The organism is Microcoleus sp. K1-B1 (assembly GCF_036704705.1).
Taxonomy (GTDB): Bacteria; Cyanobacteriota; Cyanobacteriia; order Cyanobacteriales; family Microcoleaceae; genus Microcoleus.
In genome coordinates this window covers 30,178-52,880 of record NZ_JAUBSH010000020.1, presented here as the reverse complement: position 1 = coordinate 52,880, position 22,703 = coordinate 30,178, and the positions used below count along the sequence as shown (strand labels likewise).

Sequence of the window (22,703 nt, the reverse complement as noted above, 5' to 3'; positions counted from 1 at the left end):
TGTTTAATTAAATTCCCAATCGCGACACTGTTCTGGAGGGCGGCCAGCAGGATGGATCGCACAATTGATGCCATCCTTACCGTAATAATAATCGCAGACTTTGCAAGGTTTAGTTTGCTCTAATTTTTTCATCAAAATTGCCCGAATTGTTTGGACTCGGTTGCGATACTTGTTTGCATTCGAGTGACTCGGTTCAATTGCCAAAGCTTGCTCGAAAGCTGCTAAGCTGGAATCGTACAATTTAATAATTTGGGAACTGTATTTTGTCCAAGCATCGGCATGGCTTTGATACAGTTCGATCGTACTTAAGTTTAAAATTCCGTATTCCGTCCAAGCGTCTGCTGAAGCTCGATCGAACTTAATATTGGCATTGAGCAAAACTTTTTTGATCGTTGCCAAAAGTTCCCTCGGCTGCCAAGGTTTGCTAACATAAGCCTCGGCGCGATCGCCCTGGAACCTCGCAAATAAAGCTAACTGCTGTCCCTTCCCTGTTAAAAATACCACCGGTATGTTCCGAGTTTCGGGATTAGCTTTAATTAAACGACAAACCCCGTAGCCGTCCAGACGGGGCATTATGACATCTAATAATACTAAATCGGGGCAATTTTTCTCAACTTTAGCCAGCGCTTCCACACCGTCAGATGCCTGAATTACATTCAATCCGCTGCATCTCAACTGATGTGAAATGCACTCCCGTTGGCTGCGGGAATCTTCCACCACTAAAACTGTACTCATCACTCCCCACCTGGTTTTTGAGGTAAACTTGTTCGCTGCTTCGAGTTGTCCTTGCTGAAATCAGTTTACCCACATTGGAAGAGTTTGTTATCACTGGCCAGCTAAATTTACTAAAATTGCAACAAATCTTAAACTGGGGAGCCAAGGTGATACTTATCAGAAAATGCTCGTTGCTAATACCCGGACAATTGTTGAAGGTTTAAACGGTAAATATTCGGCTTTTAAGCCTTAATAACGGCAAATCTTACTGATGTCTGACGAAAACCCTGTTGAATTGCAACAGATAATCGGCTACTGTATACATTAAAGTTCTTAAAGACGACAAATGAATCGATTGCTCCTCACTTTATTGGTAAGTCCGACGCTGTTTGGATCTGTGATGTCTTTGAGCGCGATCGCAAATCCCGCTCAAATTGGCGAAACACCAGCCCAATCGGCTGATTCGCCTCAATGCGTGCGATCGCCCCACACTCAGCGTCTGACTTGCGTGCGGCTTCCTGGCAAGTCTACTGCTGTGGCTTCTAAGCCGAGAATTACTTGGCAGCGCCCGGGTGAAGAACGGGTGGCGATGCTGGATTTTTCGGAAGAAGAAAGCGATGCGGCGGCGGCGCTGTTTGGCTGCGACTGCCAGGCGTGTATCAACGCGCTGCGGCAGTTGCGCGGTTTACCGCCTTTGGATTTAGCTTCTTGAGGGCGATCCGACACCATTAAGAGTCAGTGTCAAAAACCAGGTTTCCCATCGCTGCGCGCTTTTGACTGCCTTTAGCTTTCTCACTTTCAGAGAAATTGTAGTCAATTTGTTCCATGATTTCTAGAGATTTTGTATCTCTCAAAATCTGGGTTCTACTTTTTAGCGAGAACTTGTTTAAGTTGAGCAATTGCTTGCTCAATTTTTTCGATACTACCTGGGTTGACCAATCCATAGTAGTCAAAAACGTAAACTCGATTATTTTTTGTGGCTGTTAGTTGATTCCAAAATGAATCAGATTTATATTGGTCTAAAATTCCTTCTCCCCGATCGACTACAATGATTACTTCGGGATTAGCCTCTAAAATCTTTTCCGCTGAAAGCGTCACGTAGCCTCGAACGGGGCTATCTCCTTGCAATTGGGCTGCGACATTTTTCACGTTAAACTTACCCAGCAAATCTCCAGCCCAACTGCTTTGATTGGGCGATAAAATCGGTTGTCTGCTTACCAAAACTAAAGTGGCGGGGCTTTGATTCGGGATATCTGATAAAAATGTTTGGTAGCGTTTTAACAGAGGTTCGGGATTGGCATTGAGGGATTTAGCTAAAGTTGTTGTTAACTCTTCTAGGGATTTCCAGCTATCAACTTGAGTGAGTAAAGTTTTTATTCCTAGCTGCTGCAATTTTTGCATGGTTTGGTCATGAAATCCCGACGCACCTACGACCAAATCCGGTTTCAATGCGATGATTTTTTCCAAATTGGGAGGGGTGCGTTCTGCAGTGACTGCGGTAATCCCTTTAAATTTGGGGTTGCTGCTGACTAATGCGCTGCCGGGAATTCCTACAAGTTTGGTTGGGTCGAGTTGATGGATAATATCGGCGGTTAAAGGTGTTAAAGCTACAACTTTTTGTGCTGATTCGCTGTTAGTTGTTTGTGGTTGATTGGCTGGCGAAACCGCAGGAGTTGATTGCTCAATTTGGGGTGAAGTGGCGGCGGAGCAAGCGGTAAATGCTAAACTCAGCAACAGGATAGCGGTACGAGAAAAAAAAGTTTTGTACATAGTTTAGGCGGGAGTTACAGCGAGTTTAGACCAGGTTGAGACAGAATTGACGGGAAGTTCGATCGCACTCAGAAATGATTGTTGACGGTTGACTGTGGACGGTTGACTGTTTGGATATTTCAACAATACCCATGCAACCGGAAACGATATGACGGGAAGTTCGATCGCACTTTAGCGCTTAATGATTTAAATATCAATAGTTTACGGTAGATTTTGTATGAAAAACCGCATTTATTGCCTGACTTCGGACTTTTTAAGTATCTCTTAAGTTTTCTTCGACCTTTTGGAACCAGTATTAGGCAATAGTTTAAAGCATTTGGCACTCAGATAGAACAGCGGATTGTGGCAATAAGTTAATTGAAATAATTATGAAAAACTTGAGAACTTAGTGCGAGGGCGAGGTTATACTTATCATAAAAATGTTAAGTGTGAAGAGTGGGAGCGATCGCACAAATCTGCAAGCCTACAGAAGTTTCTAAAATGATAGCTTCTACCCCAAAAATCTCAGCTAAATTATCAGGAGTTAAAACTTGTGCGGGAGTTCCTACACAAAAAAGTTCTCCTTTATTTAACATAGCAATCCGGGAACTGTACCTCGCAGCTAAATTAATTTCATGCAGCACCGTAATAATAGTCAATTTGTGTTTTATATTTAGTCGGTTAAGCAACTCTAACAATTGCAACTGATAGCAAATATCTAAATAAGTCGTAGGTTCATCTAATAGCAAAACTTGCGGGTTTTGAGCCAAAGCTAAGGCGAGGAAAGCGCGCTGGCGTTCGCCTCCTGAGAGTTGTTCGACTGGGCGATCGCGAAATTCCTCAATCCCTGTTTGACTGATAGCAACTTCCACCTTTTCTGCATCTTCCTTGCTCAATTCCCACTGCCACCAACCCTGATGAGGAGAACGCCCCAAACTAACTAATTGCCTTACCGTCAAACCTTCTGGCACTGTTTGCTGCTGCGGCAAAATCGCTAATTTTTGAGCGACAACAGCAGCAGGTTGAGTATGAATTGCCTTGCCATCAAGCAACACACTTCCTTGCTGCGGAGTTAGGATGCGGCTAACTAACTTCAAGAAAGTAGACTTACCAGAACCGTTGGCACCGATGAGACTCAACCACTCACCAGGTTGTAAAGATAAAGTGATGTTATGGGCGATCGCAACTTCGCCGTAACCACCTGTTAAATTTTGAATTTCTAAAGACATTATATTTTGTTATTGGTTATTGGTTATTGGTAATCGGTAATCGGTAATTAATTTTGCGTCTTCCTTCTTCCCTCTTCCCTCTTCCTTCTTCCTTCTTCCTTCTTCCTTCTTCCCTCTTCCTTCTTCCCTCTTCCTTCTTCCTTCTTTCCTCTTCCTTCTTCCTTCTTCCTTCTTCCTTCTTCCTTCTTATTAATAACTAGAACGCCGATAAAGCAGCCAAACAAACAGTGGAGAACCTAACAAAGCCGTAACCGTACCCACAGGCAATTCTACGGCACCCAAACGAGCCAAAAAATCAGCAAAAGTCAACACCCAAGCACCGCCGATCGCACTCAGCGGCAACACAAACCGATAATCATTACCAACCAACAAACGCACCCCGTGAGGCACAACCAATCCCACAAAACCAATCAATCCGCCGATGCTGACAGCACTCGCAGCTAGCAAAGTAGCAACACCACCAATCAACAAGCGCGATCGTACCAGCGAAACCCCCAAACCAACAGCTAAATCGTCGCCCAAAGCCAGCAAATTTATCGATCGCCCCAAAAAACATCCTAACAGCAAAGCAGCCAAAATATAAGGTGCAGCAACCTGCAAATCCGACCAACCGCGACCGTTCAAACTACCGATTAACCAATTCAAAGCAGCTTGCAAACGGCTGTCTTCAGCTAACAGCAACAGTGTAGTTTGTACTGCCCCAAACAGAGAACTCACAGCCACACCAGCTAAAACCAAACGTTCCACAGAAATGCCATTTTTAGTTTTTCCCAAAAAGTAGACCAGCATCGAAGTTAAAATAGCACCTATCCAAGCCGCCAAAGGCACCCAAGTTTGAAATATTCCCAAAGTCAGCATAGTAATCGCCACCAACCCTGCACCCGCCGAAATTCCTAATACAAAAGGATCGGCTAAACCGTTGCGGAGCAAACCTTGCAGCAAAGCCCCCGACATTCCTAAAGCCGCACCAACCGTCAGCGCTGCCGCAACTCTGGGCAAACGCAATTCCCATAAAATAGTTTGATTGACAGCATCACCTCGGTGCAGAAATGCTTGCCACAATTGAGCTGCACTCATCGGTACCGCACCAAAAGAAAGCGAAAGGGCGATGGTTAACAGCAAACCCAATCCTAAGAAGACAACTGCCTGAAAAACTCGATATTTTAGCCAGATTTTTGGGACATTCACTACATTACACCACAATCTTGATTAACAGCACTAAATACCATATTTCCTCTGTTTTGAATGCTCGAACTCGTTAACTACAATAACAATAACCGATTCACCTGAAGACGGCTTCAGTGGGAGCAGATGAGCAGGCGATCGCACCCGTAGGCAAAATTAAATGTATAATATTAACGCAGTAAACCGCTACGAGTGAATCATGTCCGCAAACACCGCGCTACCGCCAGCCCTAGCTAAAATCGTCCAGCGCTTTCAGCGACACTCCGATCCGAAACAGCGCTACGAACAACTTCTGTGGTATGCCAAGCGACTCCCAGCATTTCCCGAAAGCGACAAACTGCCGGAAAACAAAGTTTCTGGCTGCGTGTCGCAAGTTTATATTACTGCAAATTTGGCAGACGGAAAAGTTTTGTATCAAGGCGATTCAGACGCTCAGTTAGTCAAAGGATTAGTTGGCTTGCTGGTGGAAGGTTTGAGCGGATTAACGCCTGCTGAAATTGTCACCATTACCCCAGATTTTATTCAAGACACGGGCTTGAATGTGAGTCTGACACCTTCCCGCGCTAACGGATTTTATAACATCTTTCAAATGATGAAAAATAAGGCACTTGCTTGTGAATTGAGCAAGCAAGCCGAAGCAAATTAAAAGAATAAACAGCCATGACTCAAACTACAAATTTAACAAAATCAGGTTCGGGCAACTATTCCGCCACAGTTCAAGAATATCTGTGGAATTGGAAAGAAACACAAATCAAAGTTATTTACGAAACCAGAGGACAGGGAAATCCTGTATTGCTGCTGCCTGCTTTCAGTACGGTTTCGACGCGAGAAGAAATGCGTCCTTTAGCAGAATTGTTAGCTCATAAATTTCAAGTTGTGAGCTTAGATTGGCCGGGTTTTGGCGAATCCGATCGCCCGCGAACCGACTATCAACCGCAATTATATCATCAATTTCTCAAGGATTTTGTTGAGTCAATTTTTAAGACTCCGGTTGCTGTAGTGGCTGCCGGTCACGCTGCGGGTTATGTGATGCAATTAGCGCAATCCCAGCCGAATGTTTGGTCAAAGATTGTGTTAGCTGCGCCGACTTGGCGCGGGCCTTTGCCGACGATGAGCAAACAGCAAAGCGGGTGGCATGGAATTGTGAGAGAATTAGTACGATCGCCCTTACTGGGACAATTCCTATACAAACTCAACACTGCGCCGTCATTTCTCAGTTTGATGTACCGTCGCCACGTCTATGTTGATGCAGCTAAAGTCACGCCGGATTTCATTCAAGGCAAATGGCAAGTGACGCAAAAACCCGGTGCTCGATACGGTTCCGCTGCCTTTGTGACTGGTGGTTTAGATCCGGCAAAAGTGCGATCGGAATTTACAGATAAATTTAACCAATTAGCAGTGCCGGTGATGGTTGTAATTGCTGAAAATGCGCCGCCCAAATCAAAGGCGGAAATGGAAGCATTAACGGAATTACCGGGTGTTGTATCGCGAGTTATTCCTGGTTCTTTGGGTATGCACGAAGAAAATGCTGAAGCTTTGGCAAATGTGGTTAAATCTTTTATTTGAGAGGATTAAGAGGGGATGAACCGCAGAGGGCGCAGAGAACGCAGAGGGGAGAAGGGAAGAGGGGAGGAATGCAAGCTGTTTTTTTAACGTTAGTTTGGATGGTTTGCTATTGGTTTTGTCTGCCAGTTTATGCTGTCGAAGATTCGCCGATGGTCAATTTGCCAAAGAGTACGATCGAAAGTGCGATCGACTTTCACATTCATTCTTCTCCTGATGTGATTCCTCGCAGGTTGGATGATTTTGAAGTAGCGAAATTAGCTGCTATGGCGAAGATGAAAGCTGTGGTATTGAAAAATCACTTTGCCAGTACAGCAGCGCGGGCAGTTCTGGTTAATAAAATAGTACCAAAAATCGAAGTTTTCGGGGGAGTTGTTCTTAATCATTCGGTAGGCGGAATTAATCCCGATGCTGTAGACGCCATGCACCGCATCGGTGGCAAATACGGTAAAGTAGTGTGGCTGCCAACGGTTGATGCTGAACATCACTTGCAGGTTTTTCACAAGTCGGGAAGGGGGATTAAAGTTGCGGAAAATGGCAAGGTTTTACCGGAAACTGCAGCGGTGTTGAAGATGGTAGCCCAAGAGAATTTGGTATTGGAAACTGGTCATATTTCCTCAGAAGAAGTGATGGCAGTTGTAGCTGAAGCCAATCGGCTCAACATTAAGAACATTCTGATTACCCACGCAATGGCGGATGTACCCGGTTTATCCCTAGAAAATATGCAAACAGCCGCCGCAGCCGGAGCTTTCCTAGAACTCGCATTTGTGAACGATTTGATGGGAGAAAATGCCGCTGATCAGGGACACAAAAACTGGCATCAAGTTTCTATTAGTAAGATGGCAGCAGCGATTAAGCTAATCGGAGCCGAGCATTTTGTTATGAGTACAGATTTGGGAAGAAAACCAGATCCTTTACCGGCAGAAGGTTACAAATTATTTGTGAAAAAACTGATGGCGGAAGGTATTTCTCAGCGTGAAATTGATTTAATGATGCAGGAAAATCCCGCTCGATTGTTAGGAATTTAGGAGTAAATATTATGTCCTATTGCTGAGGGATTCTGTCCTATCTTTGATTTATACTCAAGTAGGCTCTACTTCCGGTTCTGGAGATTCTGGCTCGTCCGCTGGGGAGTTGGTTTGCAATTCTGATAGCTGCGAATTTAGCTGCAAACGTTCTTGATAGACGGTTTCTAAATGATTTTCTAATTCCCCTACTTGAGATTGCAGTTGATTTTGAGCCTGATTAGCTGTAGCGATTTGACTTTGAAATTCCGAGATTTGAGAGTAAAGGTACGATCGCTCTCTGTTAGCTGTTTCTAACTGGGATTGCAGTTGCGATCGCTCAGCTTCGACTAATTGCAGTTGAGCTTGCAAACCCGCAAGTTGAGACTGAAGTTGCTGCCGCTCTTCAATGGAGCGATCAAACTTAATTTGAATTTCCGACAACTGGTACTGTACCTGCAATCTGCTTTGGCTAGCCGTTTCCAACTGACTCTCAAATTCCGACAGCAGAGCGTGAAATTGAGAACGTTCTGCATCCACCGTCTCTAACTCTGCTTCCATTTCCAGTAATTGAGCGTTAAGTTGCGATCGCTCCTGCTCCGCAACTTCTAACTGCTCTTGAAGTTCTGCCACTTCTGCTAACTGAGACTCAGCTTGTTGAGCATTTTCTAGCTGAAACTGCAAATCAGCAATCAGAGCATCAATTTGCGATCGATCCTGGGCAATTCCTGCCAAAAATTCTTCCATTTCCGACACTTGATTTTTTAACACTTCTTGCTCGCGAGTCACAGTTTCCAACCGACTTTGTAACTGAGACAATTCAGAATTTAGCTGATTTTCATTCTGCACCTTTTGCCGCAATTCCGAAGATCGGGAATCCAACTGAGCAGCCAAATTCGATATAGCCTCCTGCGAACCCTGCATCCGCACCAAATTGCGTGAATTGCGCTTATTCAAAATTAGCCAGCAGACTAATGCCCCGCCTCCAAATCCTATTAATAAAAGTAATGCTTCCATGTGTTTTATCTAATTAATATAAATTGAGGGATTTTGATGCTGACCCAAAAATGGGTCTCTACAAATCGCTATCTTATATCGTTTCCGGTTGCATCGGAATCATAAAATCGAGTCAACAGTTAACACTCAACCATTCAGTTTTGCGACTCCGAGTCAATCGATTTTAGATTTTAGATTGAAGCATTGACTCCACGCATACATTCGGGGGGCAAGTTTCATCGAATACAGGTTTTTTATTTCTGGGTCCTGAGTCTGCGAAGGAATGAATCCGGGGGCTTGTATCCTGGATGCTTTCGGTCAACTGTCAACTGTCAACTGTCAACTGTCAACTGTCAACTGTCATGAGGAGTGCAACCGCAATTGATATTACTCAAAGCTATCACAACTTGCCAGCCTGTGTTCACTTTGCTCAACAATTTATATTTCTTTACAAATCCCTTTTGTTTACAGGTAAGGTGCAGCGCACCCTGCAAGTCCGATTAATCAAGCAAATCCACAATATGAGGAATAATTTCGATATGCTGAGTCAACAAATAATCCAACCTATCCGCCAATAAACTAAAAATTAAATCGTTATAACTCATCCCGTATTCCGCCAAACCTAAAGCTACCAAACTCGTCACATTTTCCCCTGGATGTTTTAAATCCGGTTTGGGATTTGCTTCCAAAACATAAAGCGAGCCATCAGCATCACTTCTGACATCGATCCGCACCAAGCTGTTCAAACTAAACTCCCAATAAATTTTTCGAGCTAACTCAATTAACTCTTGTTTGAGTTCAGGTTCCTCACCGCCCATCAACCGTCCTCGATCGGCCGTAATCGCTTTTTTATCCATAGAAGTAAAGATAAGTTCGTCAGGCTCAAGCACGCGCTCCACCGTCGAAAAAGCAAAAGGTTTTGTATTTTTAGAAAAACCGCCTTTAGCATATTTAACATAGCCACAAACCGCTACACAAAATTCTCGTCCTGGCAAATATTTTTCAATTAAAGCAGTATTATGAGTTTCTCGGTGAACTTCCGAAACCGCCTCAGACAAACCCTCAATTTTGTCTACAAAATGAACGTGCAGCGAAGCGCGACCGGATACTGGTTTAACAACAAAAGGCCCTTGATAGTCACCAAAAGCAATGGCAAAACGCTGATGCAAATTAGGCTGCAAAATCCCTTGAGAAGGATGCCAAGTCATAAAAGGAGCGGTTTTAATTCCGACTGAGTGCAGTTCCCGTTTAAAAGCGTGCTTGTTATCTAAAGTTGAACTATTTAAAGGATTGTGACCGACATAAGGCATCCCCAACATTTCCAACAATGCGGGAGTGTGACAAACAGGATTGTAGCCCTGGACTCCGCCAGTATTCAGCCACACTAAATGGATATTTTTTTGTTTTAGTTGTTCCGGTAAGTTCATGTCGTCAGGTATGACAAAAACTTGCTGAAAGCCAATTTGTGCTAATGCTGTAGCAATCTCGCGGGCGACGACTTCGTAACTCTTCCAAGCGCGGGGATTGTGAGTTTTGTAAATCACTGAGCCGGGGCGATCGCAGTCGCCGCCGAACACCACCGCAATCCGCAATTTAGCAAACAGCACCTCCAAATATTGAGGCAGCAAACTAAAGTCATAATGCCAGCGATTCAGGCTAATTGATGTTGCAACCATTTAATTTTTTTTCCTGTGTGTTTTATTTTTTATCTGCCGAACTGCTAGATTTGGCCAAATATATTCCCGCCAAAACTACGGAGAATGCAAACCAATTAAACAAACTCAAACTTTCCGCAAACAGCACCCCGGCAATAATCGCAGTAATCACGGGTTCTAGCAGCAGGAAAAGAGCGACAAATCCCGACGACAAACGACCGAGACTGTGGATGAGCAGTCCCTGGCCGAAAGCTTGACAAATCACCGCCAAACCAATTACAGCCAACCATCCCTGCCAAGAATAAGGGAAAACTCGCTCGCCCGCTAGCAGAACCAGTGGCAAAACCAAAATACTGCCAATAAAACAGCGCCACATCAATATAGTTGTCGCCGGAAACTTCGTCCGCAAATGTTCTGAAAGTAGCAGATTTCCTGCATAAAACATCGCCGATAAAAGAGCAGCAATGTCGCCGACTAGATTGTCTCCCGCCGTTTGCAAATCGTCCATTCCGATCGCAATTGCGCCAGACAAAGCCACCGCCAGTCCCACCAAAAACCTGTTGTCAAAGCGCCGCCCCAACAGCAGCCATCCCCCCAAAGTAGTAAATAAAGGAGTTAAGTTTCGCAGTACAGTAGAATTAGCGACATTAGTCTGAGTCAGTGACCAGGCCCAGAAACCCAAAGAAGCAGAAGAAACCACACCTACGGCTGTTAACAACATCACATCCTGCAAAGTGTAGCTCGATCGCTCTTCAACTTTGGCCCCAGACATTCGGCGGCGCGCAGCATCAGCACCATTCCACACTCCAAATACCACAGTTGCTATCCACAAACGGTTAAAAACAGTAGCATTCGGGCTGATTTCCCGTTCGCTAAACCTAATAAAAATCGCCGCCAGCGACACCGCTAGCAGCGCCGCCGACAGCGAAACGATCGCCCAAATTTTGCCTTGACTGTCAGCTAATTCACCGTTTTTTAAACTGTCTGACTTTCCCGAAACCAGAGTTTTGTCTTCTGTTATTAAGGCAGAGTTTAACTCGGTTTTTTCCCAAATATTGCGCTGAAGTTCAATATTTGGCTCTGGCAATTCCAGTTTTTTTGACATTATTAAAAGTTCCAATGAAGGCAGAAGGCAGTTGTGTAGGGTGCGTGACCAAAGAATATTTTGGTGGCGAATGTAATAACTCAAAAGTCACGCACTCTACTTACTAGGGCTGGAAAAACTATTGTTTATAGTTAACAGTAGCTTAGGTTGAAGGTTTAACAGAAAGCCTTGTCAAAGCCTCCTTTAGCGCCGGCGGCAATTGCCGGATAATCTTGTTCTTGTCGCGATCGACACCCACCAAAGTTACCTGTGCTGTCACATATAACTCCTGAGTCTCAGCCGATCGAATTTCGTAATCCCAAAGCAGCCGCACACCCTCGCTAGCAGCCATCCGCGTTCTGACTGCCACAGATTGACCCATTTGTACAGCCCGGTGGTAGCGCAGCGAAAGTTCCACCACAGGCAATTCCAAACCCTGCGCCACCCAATCTGCATACTCGATGCCGAGAGAGCGCAAACTTTCCACCCTAGCCTCCTCCATCCAAGCCAGATAAGTCCCGTGCCACACCACACCGCTGTAGTCAGTATGATGAGGGTACACTCGCACCAAATATTCAAACCAGCCCTCAGAGTCCATCCCGCGACGATTTTGAATAGCACCAGCCGGTGCGAGTTCTGGTTGAGTTCGATCGTTCTCTAACACTTTACAAATCGTTCCAAAACGCTACATTTCTACAAATCATAAGACAAACTTCAGGCTTATGCTTGACTGTAAGAAACTAGAGTACCAACGCCCTAGTTTAACGTCGCACAAGAAAACTCAACTGTTTTTACCGCCAAAACCATGATAGAAAAAATTTTAGTAGCCGTAGCCGGTCGCGGCTTGTGCGAAGAGATGTTTAATATGTTGATGGACATCCCTTCCTTGCAACAAACCTCTGTCACCGTCTTGCACGTCGTGCCGCCGCAAGTAACCTCCGATGGCATGGCCGAGAAGTTGGAAGAAGGAGGAAAGATTTTAGCACAAGCAGTCCAGTCTTTGAAAATAGATCCCAGCAAAGTCAACCCCCGGCTCAAACAGGGAGACCCGAAAACCACAGTTTGCCAAGTCGCAGAAGAAGAACAATCCGACTTAGTAATTATGGGTTCCCGCGGACTCGGACGGCTGCAATCGATTTTGGAAAACTCAGTCAGCCAGTACGTTTTCCAGCTAACATCCAGACCGATGTTGTTAGTAAAAGACGACATCTACGTCAAAAAAATCAAGCGCGTCATGGTGGCGGTAGACAAATCAGAAGCTGCCAAACAGTCATTAGAGCTAGCGCTATCTTTGGTCAAAGAAGTCAGTGGCGGAGAGATAATTTTAGTACACGTCACCAAAGATTTGACGGGAAAATCCAGCACAGATTTAACAACAAGTGCTGAAAAAGACGCTGTATTGGCCCCAGCAGTAGCACTAACCAAACAAATGGGAGTTAGCTACCGCTGCGTGAGTGCTACAGGCAAGCCAGGGGAAGAAATTTGTCGGATTGCAGACGAGTTGAATGCCGACTTGTTGGTAATCGGTTCCCCGGATCGGCGACCCAGCGTTGCCAAAAACTTTGTGGATATCGATCGACTCCTAGGAAATTCGCTATCAGACTACGTGCGAGTTTATGCCAACTGTCCCGTCTTGCTAGCCCGCACAGTCGGCTAGAATCTCATCGTTAAGAGTTATATCATTTCCGGTAACACCGGAATGATGTTGACTGTTGACGGTTGAGGGTTGACTGTTGACGGTTGACTGTTGACTGTTGACTGTTGACTGTGAAGTCGAATTTACTATTCCGATGCTAACGGATTTGATCTTAGCAGCTAACACTCAACAGTTAATAAAAAAAGCGCCTCAGCAAAAAGCTGTTGGCGCTTTTTTTTTCAAGCCGCAAAACCAGACAGAAATAGCAGCAGTTGCTAATCTTTTCTACCTTGACGGCTAGCTGTTTGAATGTACAGAATGATTAGAAAAACACTGGGAACCAATACAAACAGAATGGTTGCCACAAACCCTAAATCGTTAACTTCCATGAAGACGCTCGCCTCTATCGGAAAATAGAAAAACACACACAACTAGGATATCACTCAAAGGTAGAACGCAAACTTGAATACAGCAGAAGCCAGGACTAGACAGTGGAATAGGTAAAAAATCCAAATTCAGAATCCAAGAATTTTTATTTCCTTTTGCCCAATGCCCAATGCCCCATGCCCCATGCCCCATGCCCCATGCCCACTGGCAGTTAGGGTTTAGTCTTGACGCTCACCTGGCCATTGACCATAGCTTGACAAGCCAAGCGATAGTTTTCGGGCTTTTTCTTGAGCTTGCGGTTCTCAAAGTCAGTGCGGGGCGACAGATTTTCACTGCCCTCGACAATTTCCACAATGCAGGTGCCGCATTGACCGTAGCCCCCGCAATTCATCATCTTTCCCGAAAATGTGTACAAATCGATGCGGTTTTCTAGAGCTTTGAGCCTCAAATTGGCTCCGTCTGCTGCGATGACTTCCTGATTTTCCTTCACAAACTTGATATTGGCCATTGCCGATTCCTTAACGCAGTTGACATCGAACTCTATTACAAAATATTAACTAATGTGTCGGACGTTTAATACAGGATGTCCAATTGATCTGGTAATTAAAGCTCGCCCCAACCCAATCTCAAGGAGCATCCGAGAGGTTATTAGTCGGAAGATTGCTCACAGCCCGCTGGAGAGACGAAAGCCCCAGGTTGTAGTTGATAATTGCCGACAATCGGTTTCTCTCAGCCCTAGTCAAATCAGTTTCCGCCTGTATCACATCCGTCTGAGTACCCACACCAGCTTGAAACCGCAGTCTCGCCAAACGCAAAGCTTCCCTCGACTGCAAAACCCCCGCCTCAGAAGTTTCGATATTCTCAAAATTCGACTCTAAGCCAAAATAAGCTTGTTCCACTTCGCGGCGCACCTGATTGCGGAGTTGGTCGAATCGACTTTCGGCGATCGCAATATCAGCATCCCGCTGTCTCACCCTCGCGTTCGCCGCGCCCCCATCGAAGATACTCCAAGTCAGATTCGCCCGGATCGAATAACCATCGGCCCAGCCGCGAGAAGTATACGGATCGGGGTTATCAGGGTCTAGTCCCAGCACGTTGTAACTACCCCCAACACTCAGTTGAGGCAAACGCCCCGCCTGAATCGATCGCCTCTGCTGCTTGCTGATATCCCTCTGCACCAACTGCTGTTCCAACTCGGGGCGATTCTTAAAAGCCTGCACAATACTCTCTTCCAAAGACAGCCTCCAAGATCCCGCTTGCTCTACCGGATCTGCCGCTGTCAAGTTCGCCGACTGGCTGACATTCAAAATCTCAGCCAGACGGCGCTGGGCAACTCGCTGATCACGACGAGCAACTGACAGTTGTTGCTGTTCGTTAGCCAAATTTGCCTGAGCCTGCAACACAGCAAACCGGGTTCCCACCCCTGCCCGTTCCAAAGCTTCGGCATCCCGCAAACTTTGCTCGGCATTTCTGACCGAAGCTTGGCGGATGGCAACTTGTCCGTCCGCGTTTTGCAAGGTGTAGTAAGCCTCAGCAGTGTCGAAGCGGAGTTCCTCGGCTTGGCGTTCCACATCCAATTCCCGAAGGCGCAACTGTTCCTCTGCAGCGCGGATGTTAGCCCGCCGCCTTCCGAACAAATCGATGTCATAGCTCAACTGCAAAGTGCTGTTGAGACTGTTGCTGCCGAAATTTGTGCCGGCTTGCTCGGCGGGCTGCCCGGTTCGGTTAGCCACAGCGTTGAGGCGGCGCTGCCCAGCCCGGATTCCGAGTTCTCCGCCGGCAGTCACAGACCGGCTGGCGTCCATTTGAAAATTCAGGTCTGGATAAAGAGCAGCTTGCTGTTCGCGCAAAGCGGCTCTGCTTTGTTCCACTTGCTGTCCGGCGATTTGCAAAACTTGGCTGTTGCGGCGGGCGAGGTCTATCGCCTGCTGCAAGGTAATTGACTCAGTTTGCTCGATCCTGACATCCTCCGGGTTTGTCGGAAACTGCAGGGGATTCGGGTTGGGTTCCAGGGAAGCCGGAGGCTTGGTGTCTAAAATACCCCTCGGAGGGACAGGGGGGAAACTTTCGTTCGGAGTGCCCCGGAGAATAGGTACCGGGGAACTCGGCACAGGAACATTGTTGGGAGGGTTCGGGGAAGGCTGCTGAGTCTGTGTCGGTTCCAACCCTCTTAGAGGCGTTGCACCGGCCTGAGACAGAGTTGATGGGGAAGCCGGAGCAGCCTGTTGAGGCTTTGATGCTTGCTCGTCGGGCCCGGTTGGGGGGTTAAGGGCGATCGACTGTTCGGGCTGTGATGCTGATTCTGCCGCTTTGTTCGAGGTCGATCGAACCTTCTGCCCTAATTCGAGCTGATTGTTAAGGGCCAAACTGTCCTGAGATTGAGTCGGAGACTGTGCTGAAGCACTCTGTGCGGCGTTGCCCAAAGTAATTGCAGCGCCCACTCCGACTACGATGATTTGACGAAAAACACGCATAATTTTTTAATTACTCTGCAATCCTAAGAGACAATTTTAGAGCAAGATTGAGGTCTCAATTTTCTAGTCTGTAGCCTGAACTCGACGGTTACAAGTCACAATTACCCTACTCATCTTAACTTTTGAATGTTCCATTCAAAATTTAGAATTTAACTTCAGCATTTGCCAGACCGATCGCCGCCGAGATTAGTTCCTCTACTCCGCTCACCGGCAAAATCCGGGTTTTTAGCGAGCTGGCGAGCTGTTCGAGGGTCATGTCGTCGAGAAAACGCGGTTCCCCCTGTTTTAGCATCACCGACGGCAGCAGGATGCCATCTCCCAAGTCTCGCCCCTGCAAAGCTTCGAGCAAATCTTGCCCGGTGAGCAAACCCGTGACAGTGATCGTTTGTCCCCAGTAGTTGCTGCACAGAGCTGCCATGTTGACGGACAAGCCGGGAATTTGGTTTAGTTGTTGTACGATCGGCTCAAAAGCTTTTTCGACAGCATTCCCCACCACCCAAACCAACTTTCGCTCTGGCTCGACTGGCATCGGTTGCAGCTTCTCAAAAGCCGTTTCAAACTGCTGGATAAACTGGCGAATCGAACCCACACCGTTACCAATTTGGGGATAATCTTCGTAATCAGCAGCCGACGGCAAATCTAAACCCGCGATTAAAAACCACTCGTCAGCCAGCCAAATACAGCGCGATTTTGAATTCTGCTTTTTCTGCTTTCCGCCACCTTTTCCTGTACTCAAAAGCACTTGAATTTTCTGCACTTGCTCGATTACTTCTCGCGCTTTTTGGGCAGTTACTGCGATTAGTTCATCTTCGGCAGGGCGAAAGCGAGTTAAACCCACTGGCACTACAGCCACCGATGCTACAGTGGGAATATTGACCGTATGAAACTTTGCCAAATCTAACAAAGTGCGTTCTAAATGTTCGCCATCATTAATCCCCGGACAAACCACTACTTGAGCGTGAATTTGCAAGCGGCGTTCTTGAAACCATTTGATTTGTTCTAAAATCTTGCCAGCACGGAGATTTTTTAGCAACCTAATTCGCACTTCCGGTTCCGTAGCGTGTACAGAAACATAGAGAGGAGAAAGCCGCATTTGTTCGATTCTGTCCCACTCTTTTTGAGTCAAATTTGTGAGAGTGAGATAGCTACCATAAAGAAAACTAAGTCGGTAGTCATCATCTTTGAGATAGAGAGTTTCCCGCTTTCCCGGTGGTTGTTGGTCAATGAAGCAAAAAGGGCAGCGATTGTTGCACTGAATTAATCCGTCAAAAAGAGCAGTTTCAAATTCAACTCCCAAGTCTTCGTCATAATCTTTTTCTATTTCCAACTTGTGAGTTTTGCCTTTACTGTCTAATACTTCTAGTTCGAGAAATTCATCGGCGCACAGGAATTGATAGTCAATTAAATCGCGGGGTTTTTGACCGTTTACGGCGACGATTGAGTCTCCGGGTTCAAATCCCATTTCGGCGCAGATGCTGTCGGGGATAACTTTGGTGATTAGGGCTGGTTTGATTGAGGATTCGCTCATGGTTATATTATCGGTTATTGCTTGAAGTTTGCTAAAGGCGATCGCCTTTAGAATCAGGGTTAGTTTTGGCTTGTGAATTTAGCTTAGCTGTGACAGGATATATCAAAAATGTGGATATATTTATGAAATTCAAAATTTTGACTGGATGCGTGACAGGGTTAGTTGTTTTGGCTACCACAAGTGTAATTTTTTGTCAACCCAGCAGTGCGGGAAATGAGAACTTTTTTAACAGTGGTACTCTCAAATATATTAGCACTGGGATTATGAATGCAGAACCCGTGGTGTGCGCTGCTGTTAATCAAGATGATACTTGTACGAATAGGACTTTGCCATTCACTCTAAAGCAGGGGAGTGATGCTGACGCTACCTTGAAAAAACTGCCAAAAGTTGAGTTAACAGTTGTAGAGTTTACCAACAGTCAAAAGTACAGCGTTGCTAAGATTGCCAAGTCAGATTTGGCGGCAGCGACGAAAGCTGAGGATTTCTTTATTCGGGGTGAGGATAAGTATCAAAAAGGAGATTATCAGGGTGCTATAGCCGCTTACACTCAAGCAATTGGGCTTAATTCTAACTATGCCCAAGCCTACCACAACCGAGGAAATTCCCGCTCTAAATTAGGAGACAACAAGGGTGCTGTAGCCGATTACAACCAAGCTTTACGAATTAATCCTAACTATGCCAAAGCGTACTACAACCGAGGAATTTCCCGCTCTGAATTAGGAGACAATCAGGGTGCTGTAGCCGATTATAACCAAGCTTTACGAATTAATCCTAACTATGTCTTGGCATACAACAACCGGGGACTTGCCCGCTTTAAGTTAGGAGACAAGCAGGGTGCTGTAGCCGATTACAACCAAGCTTTACGAATTGATCCTAACCATGTTAATGCCTACTACAATCGGGGACTTGCCCGCCGTGGCTTAGGAGACAAGCAGGGTGCAATTCAAGACTTTCAGAAAGCAGCAGACTTATATCAGAAGCAAGGAGATAAAGATAGCTATCAAAAATCCATTGACCATCTGAAAAAACTTCAATAAACTGCAACAAATCTCCTTTTTTATTGACAGGTCAAATCCATGAAATTATCTAACAAAATTTCGATTGCGTTGATTGGTGCAGTTGCAATAAGTGCGATCGCACAACCAACCCCAGTTTTGGGTATATCGGCTCATGTTCAGAGTTCGTTTGTGCTGACACAGACGAAAGCTGAGGATTTCTTTATTCAGGGTGAGGAAAAGTATAAAAAAGGAGATTATCAAGGTGCTGTAGCCGCTTATACTCAAGCACTTGCCCTCAATCCTAATTATGCCGAAGCCTACAACAGTCGGGGTCTTTCTCGCTATTATTTAGGAGACAATCAGGGTGCGATCGCAGATTACACCGAAGCTTTACGAATTAATCCTAACTTAGCCTTTGCCTACAACAACCGGGGAATTTATCGCAATGACTTCGGAGACAGCCAGGGTGCGATCGCCGATTACAACACAGCTTTACGAATTAATCCTAATTATGCCAATGCCTACAACAACCGAGGAGTTGCCCGCAAAAACTTAGGAGACAACCAAGGTGCTATAGTCGATTACACCGAAGCTTTGCGAATTAATCCCAACGATGCCTTTGCCTACTACAACCGTGGAAATGTCCGCTTTAATTTAGGAGACAAGCAGGGTGCTGTAACAGATTTTAATGAAGCTTTGCGAATTAATCCTAACTTGATCTTTGCCTACGTTCGTCGTGGAAATATCCGCTCTGAATTAGGAGACAAAAAGGGTGCGATCGCCGATTTCAGCGAAGCTTTGCGAATCGATCCTAACGATGCGTCTACCTACTATAATCGGGGAAATACCCGTAATGATTTAGGAGACAATCAGGGTGCACTCGCTGATTTCACCGAAGCTTTGCGAATTAATCCTAACCATGACCAAGCCTACTACAACCGGGGAATTGTCCGCAATGATTTAGGAGACAAGCAGGGTGCTGTAGCTGATTACAACCAAGCTTTGCGAATTAATCCTAACAATGCCCAAGCCTACAACAATCGGGGACTTACCCGCCGCAGTTTAGGAAGCAACCAGGATGCGCTCGCCGATTTAAACGAAGCTTTGCGAATTAATCCTAACTTGTTCCAAGCCTACTACAACCGGGGACTTACCCGCCGCAGTTTAGGAGACAAACAGGGTGCACTCGCCGATTTCAACGAAACTTTGCGAATTAATCCTAACTATGGCGACGCCTACAAAAGCCGGGGAAATCTCCGCTCTGAATTGGGAGACAAACAGGGTGCACTCGCCGATTTCACCGAAGCTTTGCGAATTAATCCTAACTATGGCGCAGCCTACGTCAACCGGGGAGTTGCCTACTATGATTTGGGAGATTACCAGCGTGCTATAACCGATTACAGCGAAGCTTTACGAATTAATCCTAGCGATGGTTTAGCCTACCACAATCGGGGCGTAGCGCGGGTTAGGTTAGGAGAATTTCAGAGTGCGATCGGCGATTACACCGCAGCTTTGCGAATTAATCCTAATGATGCTCTAGTCTACCACAACCGGGGAGTGGCCCGCCGCGATTCAGGAGACAAGCCTGGGGCGATTCAAGACTTTCAGAAAGCAGCAGATTTATTTCAGCAGCAAGGAGATAAAGATAGCTATGAAAGAGTTATTAACCTTCTGAGGAAACTGCAATAATTTGCCGCCTTACTAATCGCTATAGCCTAATTAATACCTGACAAATCCTCTGTTCTTCCATCTGAGCGAAGTTTGTACGAGGAACATAGCTTTGAAGTTCCTCCCAGTCGATCGCTTGCAATTAGTGTAGAAAGGCGAGTATGTTTAATTTCAAAGATATTTTATTCGCAGGTAAAATCAATGAAAATTTTTAACAAACGGACGATCGCGTTGATTGGTGCAGTTACAATAAGTGCGATCATCGTACAACCAACCCCTGTTTTGGCTATCTCTGCTGAGGTTCCGAGTGCGTCTGTGGCGGCTGCGTCCAAAGCTGAGGATTTATTTATTCAGGGTGAGGAAAAATATGAAAAAGGAGATTATCAAGGCGCTATAGCAGCTTACACTCAAGCAATTGCGCTTAATCCTAATTATGCAGAAGCCTATAACGGCCGGGGAAATGCCCGCTATAGTTTAGGAGACAATAAGGGTGCTGTAGCCGATTTTAACGAAGCTTTGCGAATTAATCCTAACTATGTAGAAGCCTACACCAGCCGGGGGAATGCCCGCGATGACTCAGGAGACAGTCAGGGTGCTGTAGCCGATTACAACGCAGCTTTACGAATTAATCCCAACGATACCTCAGCCTACTACAACCGGGGAGTTACCCGCTATCGTTTGGGAGACAACAAGGGTGCTGTAGCCGATTACACCGAAGCTTTGCGAATTAATCCTAACTATGCCTCTGCCTACAACAACCGGGGAATGGTGCGCTCTGAATTAGGAGACAACGAGGGTGCTGTAGCCGATTTTAACGAAGCTTTACGAATTAATCCTAACTTATTCCAAGCCTACGGCAACCGGGGACTTGCCCGCTCTGAGTTAGGAGACAAGCAAGGTGCGATCCTCGATTTCAACGAAGTTTTACGAATTAATCCTAACGATGCTCTTGCTTACTACCACCGGGGGATTATCCGTTATGTTTCAGGAGACAATCAGGGTGCTGTAGCCGATTTTAACGAAGCTGTGCGAATCAATCCTAACTCTGCTGAAGCATACACGAACCGGGGGAATGCTCGCGATGATTTAGGAGATAGTCAGGGTGCACTTGCCGATTACGATCGAGCTTTGCAAATTAATCCTAACTTTGCCAATGCCTACTTAAACCGGGGCGTTACACGCTTTCGTTTAGGAGACACGCAAAGTGCTGTAGCCGATTACAACGCAGCTTTGCGAATCGATCCTAACTTAGCCGGCGCCTACTTGAGCCGGGGACTTGCCCGCGCTGAAGGGGGAGACAAGCCCGGGGCGATGCAAGACTTTCAGAAAGCAGCAGACTTATTTCAGCAGCAAGGTGATCGAGATAACTATCAAAAAGCCATTAACAATTTGAGAAAACTTCAATAAACTGTCAAAAATCCCGAAAGGTTGAGCGCACTACTAAGCGCTAAAAAATAGAAGAATTACAACCCAAACCTCTTTTTTAAGAAGTATGAGTTATAATTCAAGTTGATCGTGCTCAGATAAATTAATTGTTTTTCGGATTTGGATTACTTACTCTAGGGCGGGTAAATGACTTATGTAAATCAAAGAAGATTCCTGAGATAAAATCAAATAAAAAACGGAAAATAATCCTTCGGCTTCCTCATTAAAAGTACGCAGATTTTATCTCATTTTTCCTCTATAAATTGATTTTTAAATATCCAAAAATTAGTTAATTTTTTGGATTTATATTTTTATAAAAAAATAGAGTATAATTTGGCGTTCCAGTTATTAATTAGACCGAGTTCAGAGCGACATAAGTCGCTCCTACTGCTATCGCATTTCTATTTTTTCTATTTTATATATTTCGCACTGCCCCCCCTGCGAGCGCCGTTAAAATGGCTACGCCAAAAGCTAGCCGATACAACACAAATATCCACGTCTTTTGAGTTTGCAGGAACTTCATTAGCCACGCGATCGACAAATAAGAAAACACAAACGATGAAATCGTTCCCACTATCAAAGCTGCAACTCCTGCATCGCCGATTCCTTGTGCCAAATCACCCTTTAATTCCACTAATCCAGCCAGAGTAATTGCCGGAATTCCTAATAAAAAAGAAAACCGCGCGGCAGCAGGTCTTTCCAATCCCATGAACAATCCTGCTGTTAGAGTTGAACCCGATCGCGAACACCCCGGAATCAATGCAATTGCTTGAGCTAATCCCATCAAAATACCGTCTAAGACAGTTAACTTTTCATAAGTGCGATTGCGCTTGCCAATTTTTTCTGCTGTTGCTAAAAGTAGCGACATGACTATCGAAGCAATGGCGATGCTGGCCAAACTCCTGAGTGGCGACTTATCAAAATCTGGAATCAATGCCTTGATTAGCAGCCCAAAAAAGACTATAGGTATTGTTCCCAAAACGAGCGCCACTGCCATTTGAAACTCATGCGATTTGTAGTTGCGCTGCACCACGGCTTCTACTGCACCAACAGTTATATTTGTCAAGTCTTTCCAGAAATACCAAAGCACTGCAATAATGCTGCCCAACTGAATAACAGCAGTATAAGCAACCCCGGGGTCGCCCCATCCCAGAGCGATCGGCACTACCTTTAAATGAGCGCTGCTGCTGATGGGCAAAAACTCTGTTAATCCTTGTACAATTCCTAAAACAAGGGCCTGCACCAGATTGATTTGAGCAGACCCGGAAACATCAGCAGCGGGCGTTTGGGCGAGGAGTGCGTCAAGCAAAGCTATCATTAGTTGTAAATTCCTAGTTGTCAGTTTCTAGTAATCAGTTGAATTTAATATCTTGCACCCTTCTGGGAAGCTAGAAGCCCACCCCACCAC

The 22,703-nt window shown here is 45.5% G+C and carries 22 protein-coding genes; 8 read left to right on the top strand and 14 right to left on the bottom strand.

The genetic code is table 11. The annotated features are described in order from the left end of the window. Positions 1–3 precede the first annotated feature (3 nt). On the bottom strand, positions 4–735 hold the full coding sequence (locus QUA83_RS10215) for a response regulator (protein ID WP_333292967.1): 732 nt from the start codon (positions 733–735) through the stop codon (positions 4–6). Between the two features lie 325 nt (positions 736–1,060). Between QUA83_RS10215 and QUA83_RS10210 the strand changes: the two genes are divergently transcribed. Further along, positions 1,061–1,426 (top strand): hypothetical protein, encoded by a 366-nt coding sequence (locus QUA83_RS10210; RefSeq protein WP_333292965.1) that lies wholly within the window; start codon positions 1,061–1,063, stop codon positions 1,424–1,426. Positions 1,427–1,578: 152 nt separating this feature from the next. On the opposite strand, the gene QUA83_RS10205 is transcribed toward QUA83_RS10210, so the two are convergent. From QUA83_RS10205 to QUA83_RS10190, 4 genes are all read right to left on the bottom strand, one after another. Next, complete coding sequence (locus QUA83_RS10205; RefSeq protein ID WP_333292963.1) at positions 1,579–2,484, bottom strand: ABC transporter substrate-binding protein; 906 nt, start codon at positions 2,482–2,484, stop codon at positions 1,579–1,581. Positions 2,485–2,906: 422 nt separating this feature from the next. Next, positions 2,907–3,692: an ABC transporter ATP-binding protein gene (locus QUA83_RS10200; RefSeq protein ID WP_333292961.1), complete on the bottom strand. Its 786-nt coding sequence runs from the start codon at positions 3,690–3,692 to the stop codon at positions 2,907–2,909. A 47-nt stretch (positions 3,693–3,739) separates the two neighbouring features. Next, positions 3,740–3,916, bottom strand: a complete 177-nt coding sequence (locus tag QUA83_RS10195; RefSeq protein WP_333292959.1) for a hypothetical protein — start codon at positions 3,914–3,916, stop codon at positions 3,740–3,742. Beyond that, the gene (locus QUA83_RS10190; RefSeq protein WP_333292957.1) at positions 3,882–4,880 is read right to left on the bottom strand and encodes an iron ABC transporter permease; all 999 of its coding nucleotides are present in this window, start codon (positions 4,878–4,880) and stop codon (positions 3,882–3,884) included. Before QUA83_RS10190 ends, QUA83_RS10195 begins: the two co-directional genes overlap by 35 nt. Before the next feature lie 196 nt (positions 4,881–5,076). Between QUA83_RS10190 and QUA83_RS10185 the strand changes: the two genes are divergently transcribed. The 3 genes from QUA83_RS10185 (at position 5,077) to QUA83_RS10175 (ending at position 7,468) form a co-directional block, all read left to right on the top strand. Continuing rightward, complete coding sequence (locus QUA83_RS10185) at positions 5,077–5,523, top strand: SufE family protein (protein WP_333234555.1); 447 nt, start codon at positions 5,077–5,079, stop codon at positions 5,521–5,523. A 14-nt stretch (positions 5,524–5,537) separates the two neighbouring features. Continuing rightward, positions 5,538–6,443: an alpha/beta hydrolase gene (locus tag QUA83_RS10180; RefSeq protein ID WP_333292955.1), complete on the top strand. Its 906-nt coding sequence runs from the start codon at positions 5,538–5,540 to the stop codon at positions 6,441–6,443. Between the two features lie 68 nt (positions 6,444–6,511). Then, positions 6,512–7,468: a DUF6282 family protein gene (locus tag QUA83_RS10175; RefSeq protein WP_333292953.1), complete on the top strand. Its 957-nt coding sequence runs from the start codon at positions 6,512–6,514 to the stop codon at positions 7,466–7,468. 54 nt (positions 7,469–7,522) lie between these two features. Here the strand turns inward: QUA83_RS10175 and QUA83_RS10170 are convergent, their stop codons facing one another. The 4 genes from QUA83_RS10170 to QUA83_RS10155 form a co-directional block, all read right to left on the bottom strand. Beyond that, positions 7,523–8,461 (bottom strand): hypothetical protein, encoded by a 939-nt coding sequence (locus QUA83_RS10170; protein ID WP_333292951.1) that lies wholly within the window; start codon positions 8,459–8,461, stop codon positions 7,523–7,525. 479 nt (positions 8,462–8,940) lie between these two features. Further along, positions 8,941–10,116, bottom strand: coding sequence for an ATP-grasp domain-containing protein (locus tag QUA83_RS10165; protein ID WP_333292949.1), 1,176 nt, complete (start codon positions 10,114–10,116; stop codon positions 8,941–8,943). A 22-nt stretch (positions 10,117–10,138) separates the two neighbouring features. Further along, positions 10,139–11,200 carry a DMT family transporter gene (locus tag QUA83_RS10160; protein ID WP_333292947.1) on the bottom strand — a complete coding sequence of 354 codons (1,062 nt, stop codon included), beginning with the start codon at positions 11,198–11,200 and terminating at the stop codon, positions 10,139–10,141. A 142-nt stretch (positions 11,201–11,342) separates the two neighbouring features. After that, positions 11,343–11,843, bottom strand: a complete 501-nt coding sequence (locus QUA83_RS10155) for a thioesterase family protein (protein ID WP_333265808.1) — start codon at positions 11,841–11,843, stop codon at positions 11,343–11,345. Positions 11,844–11,984: 141 nt separating this feature from the next. On the opposite strand from QUA83_RS10155, the gene QUA83_RS10150 reads away from it, so the two are divergent. Then, positions 11,985–12,836: a universal stress protein gene (locus QUA83_RS10150; RefSeq protein WP_333292946.1), complete on the top strand. Its 852-nt coding sequence runs from the start codon at positions 11,985–11,987 to the stop codon at positions 12,834–12,836. 254 nt (positions 12,837–13,090) lie between these two features. Here the strand turns inward: QUA83_RS10150 and psbM are convergent, their stop codons facing one another. The 4 genes from psbM to QUA83_RS10130 all read right to left on the bottom strand — a co-directional run bounded on the left by psbM (position 13,091) and on the right by QUA83_RS10130 (position 17,204). Continuing rightward, positions 13,091–13,204 (bottom strand): photosystem II reaction center protein PsbM, encoded by a 114-nt coding sequence (gene psbM, locus QUA83_RS10145; RefSeq protein WP_015177760.1) that lies wholly within the window; start codon positions 13,202–13,204, stop codon positions 13,091–13,093. A 209-nt stretch (positions 13,205–13,413) separates the two neighbouring features. Continuing rightward, positions 13,414–13,710, bottom strand: coding sequence for a 2Fe-2S iron-sulfur cluster-binding protein (locus QUA83_RS10140; protein WP_333038569.1), 297 nt, complete (start codon positions 13,708–13,710; stop codon positions 13,414–13,416). A 118-nt stretch (positions 13,711–13,828) separates the two neighbouring features. Continuing rightward, positions 13,829–15,676 (bottom strand): TolC family protein, encoded by a 1,848-nt coding sequence (locus QUA83_RS10135; protein WP_333292944.1) that lies wholly within the window; start codon positions 15,674–15,676, stop codon positions 13,829–13,831. 142 nt (positions 15,677–15,818) lie between these two features. Further along, a complete protein-coding gene (locus tag QUA83_RS10130) occupies positions 15,819–17,204 on the bottom strand; it encodes a TIGR03279 family radical SAM protein (protein WP_333292943.1) in 1,386 nt (461 codons plus the stop codon). 122 nt (positions 17,205–17,326) lie between these two features. Here QUA83_RS10130 and QUA83_RS10125 point away from each other — a divergent pair, with 122 nt between their 5' ends. From QUA83_RS10125 to QUA83_RS10115, 3 genes are all read left to right on the top strand, one after another. Beyond that, positions 17,327–18,241 carry a tetratricopeptide repeat protein gene (locus QUA83_RS10125; RefSeq protein ID WP_333292941.1) on the top strand — a complete coding sequence of 305 codons (915 nt, stop codon included), beginning with the start codon at positions 17,327–17,329 and terminating at the stop codon, positions 18,239–18,241. Between the two features lie 39 nt (positions 18,242–18,280). After that, a complete protein-coding gene (locus QUA83_RS10120; protein ID WP_333292939.1) occupies positions 18,281–19,891 on the top strand; it encodes a tetratricopeptide repeat protein in 1,611 nt (536 codons plus the stop codon). Between the two features lie 180 nt (positions 19,892–20,071). Next, a complete protein-coding gene (locus QUA83_RS10115) occupies positions 20,072–21,277 on the top strand; it encodes a tetratricopeptide repeat protein (RefSeq protein ID WP_333292938.1) in 1,206 nt (401 codons plus the stop codon). A gap of 433 nt (positions 21,278–21,710) precedes the next feature. Here QUA83_RS10115 and QUA83_RS10110 read toward each other — a convergent pair whose 3' ends face one another. Continuing rightward, positions 21,711–22,613, bottom strand: coding sequence for an undecaprenyl-diphosphate phosphatase (locus tag QUA83_RS10110; protein ID WP_333292936.1), 903 nt, complete (start codon positions 22,611–22,613; stop codon positions 21,711–21,713). Positions 22,614–22,703 lie beyond the last annotated feature (90 nt).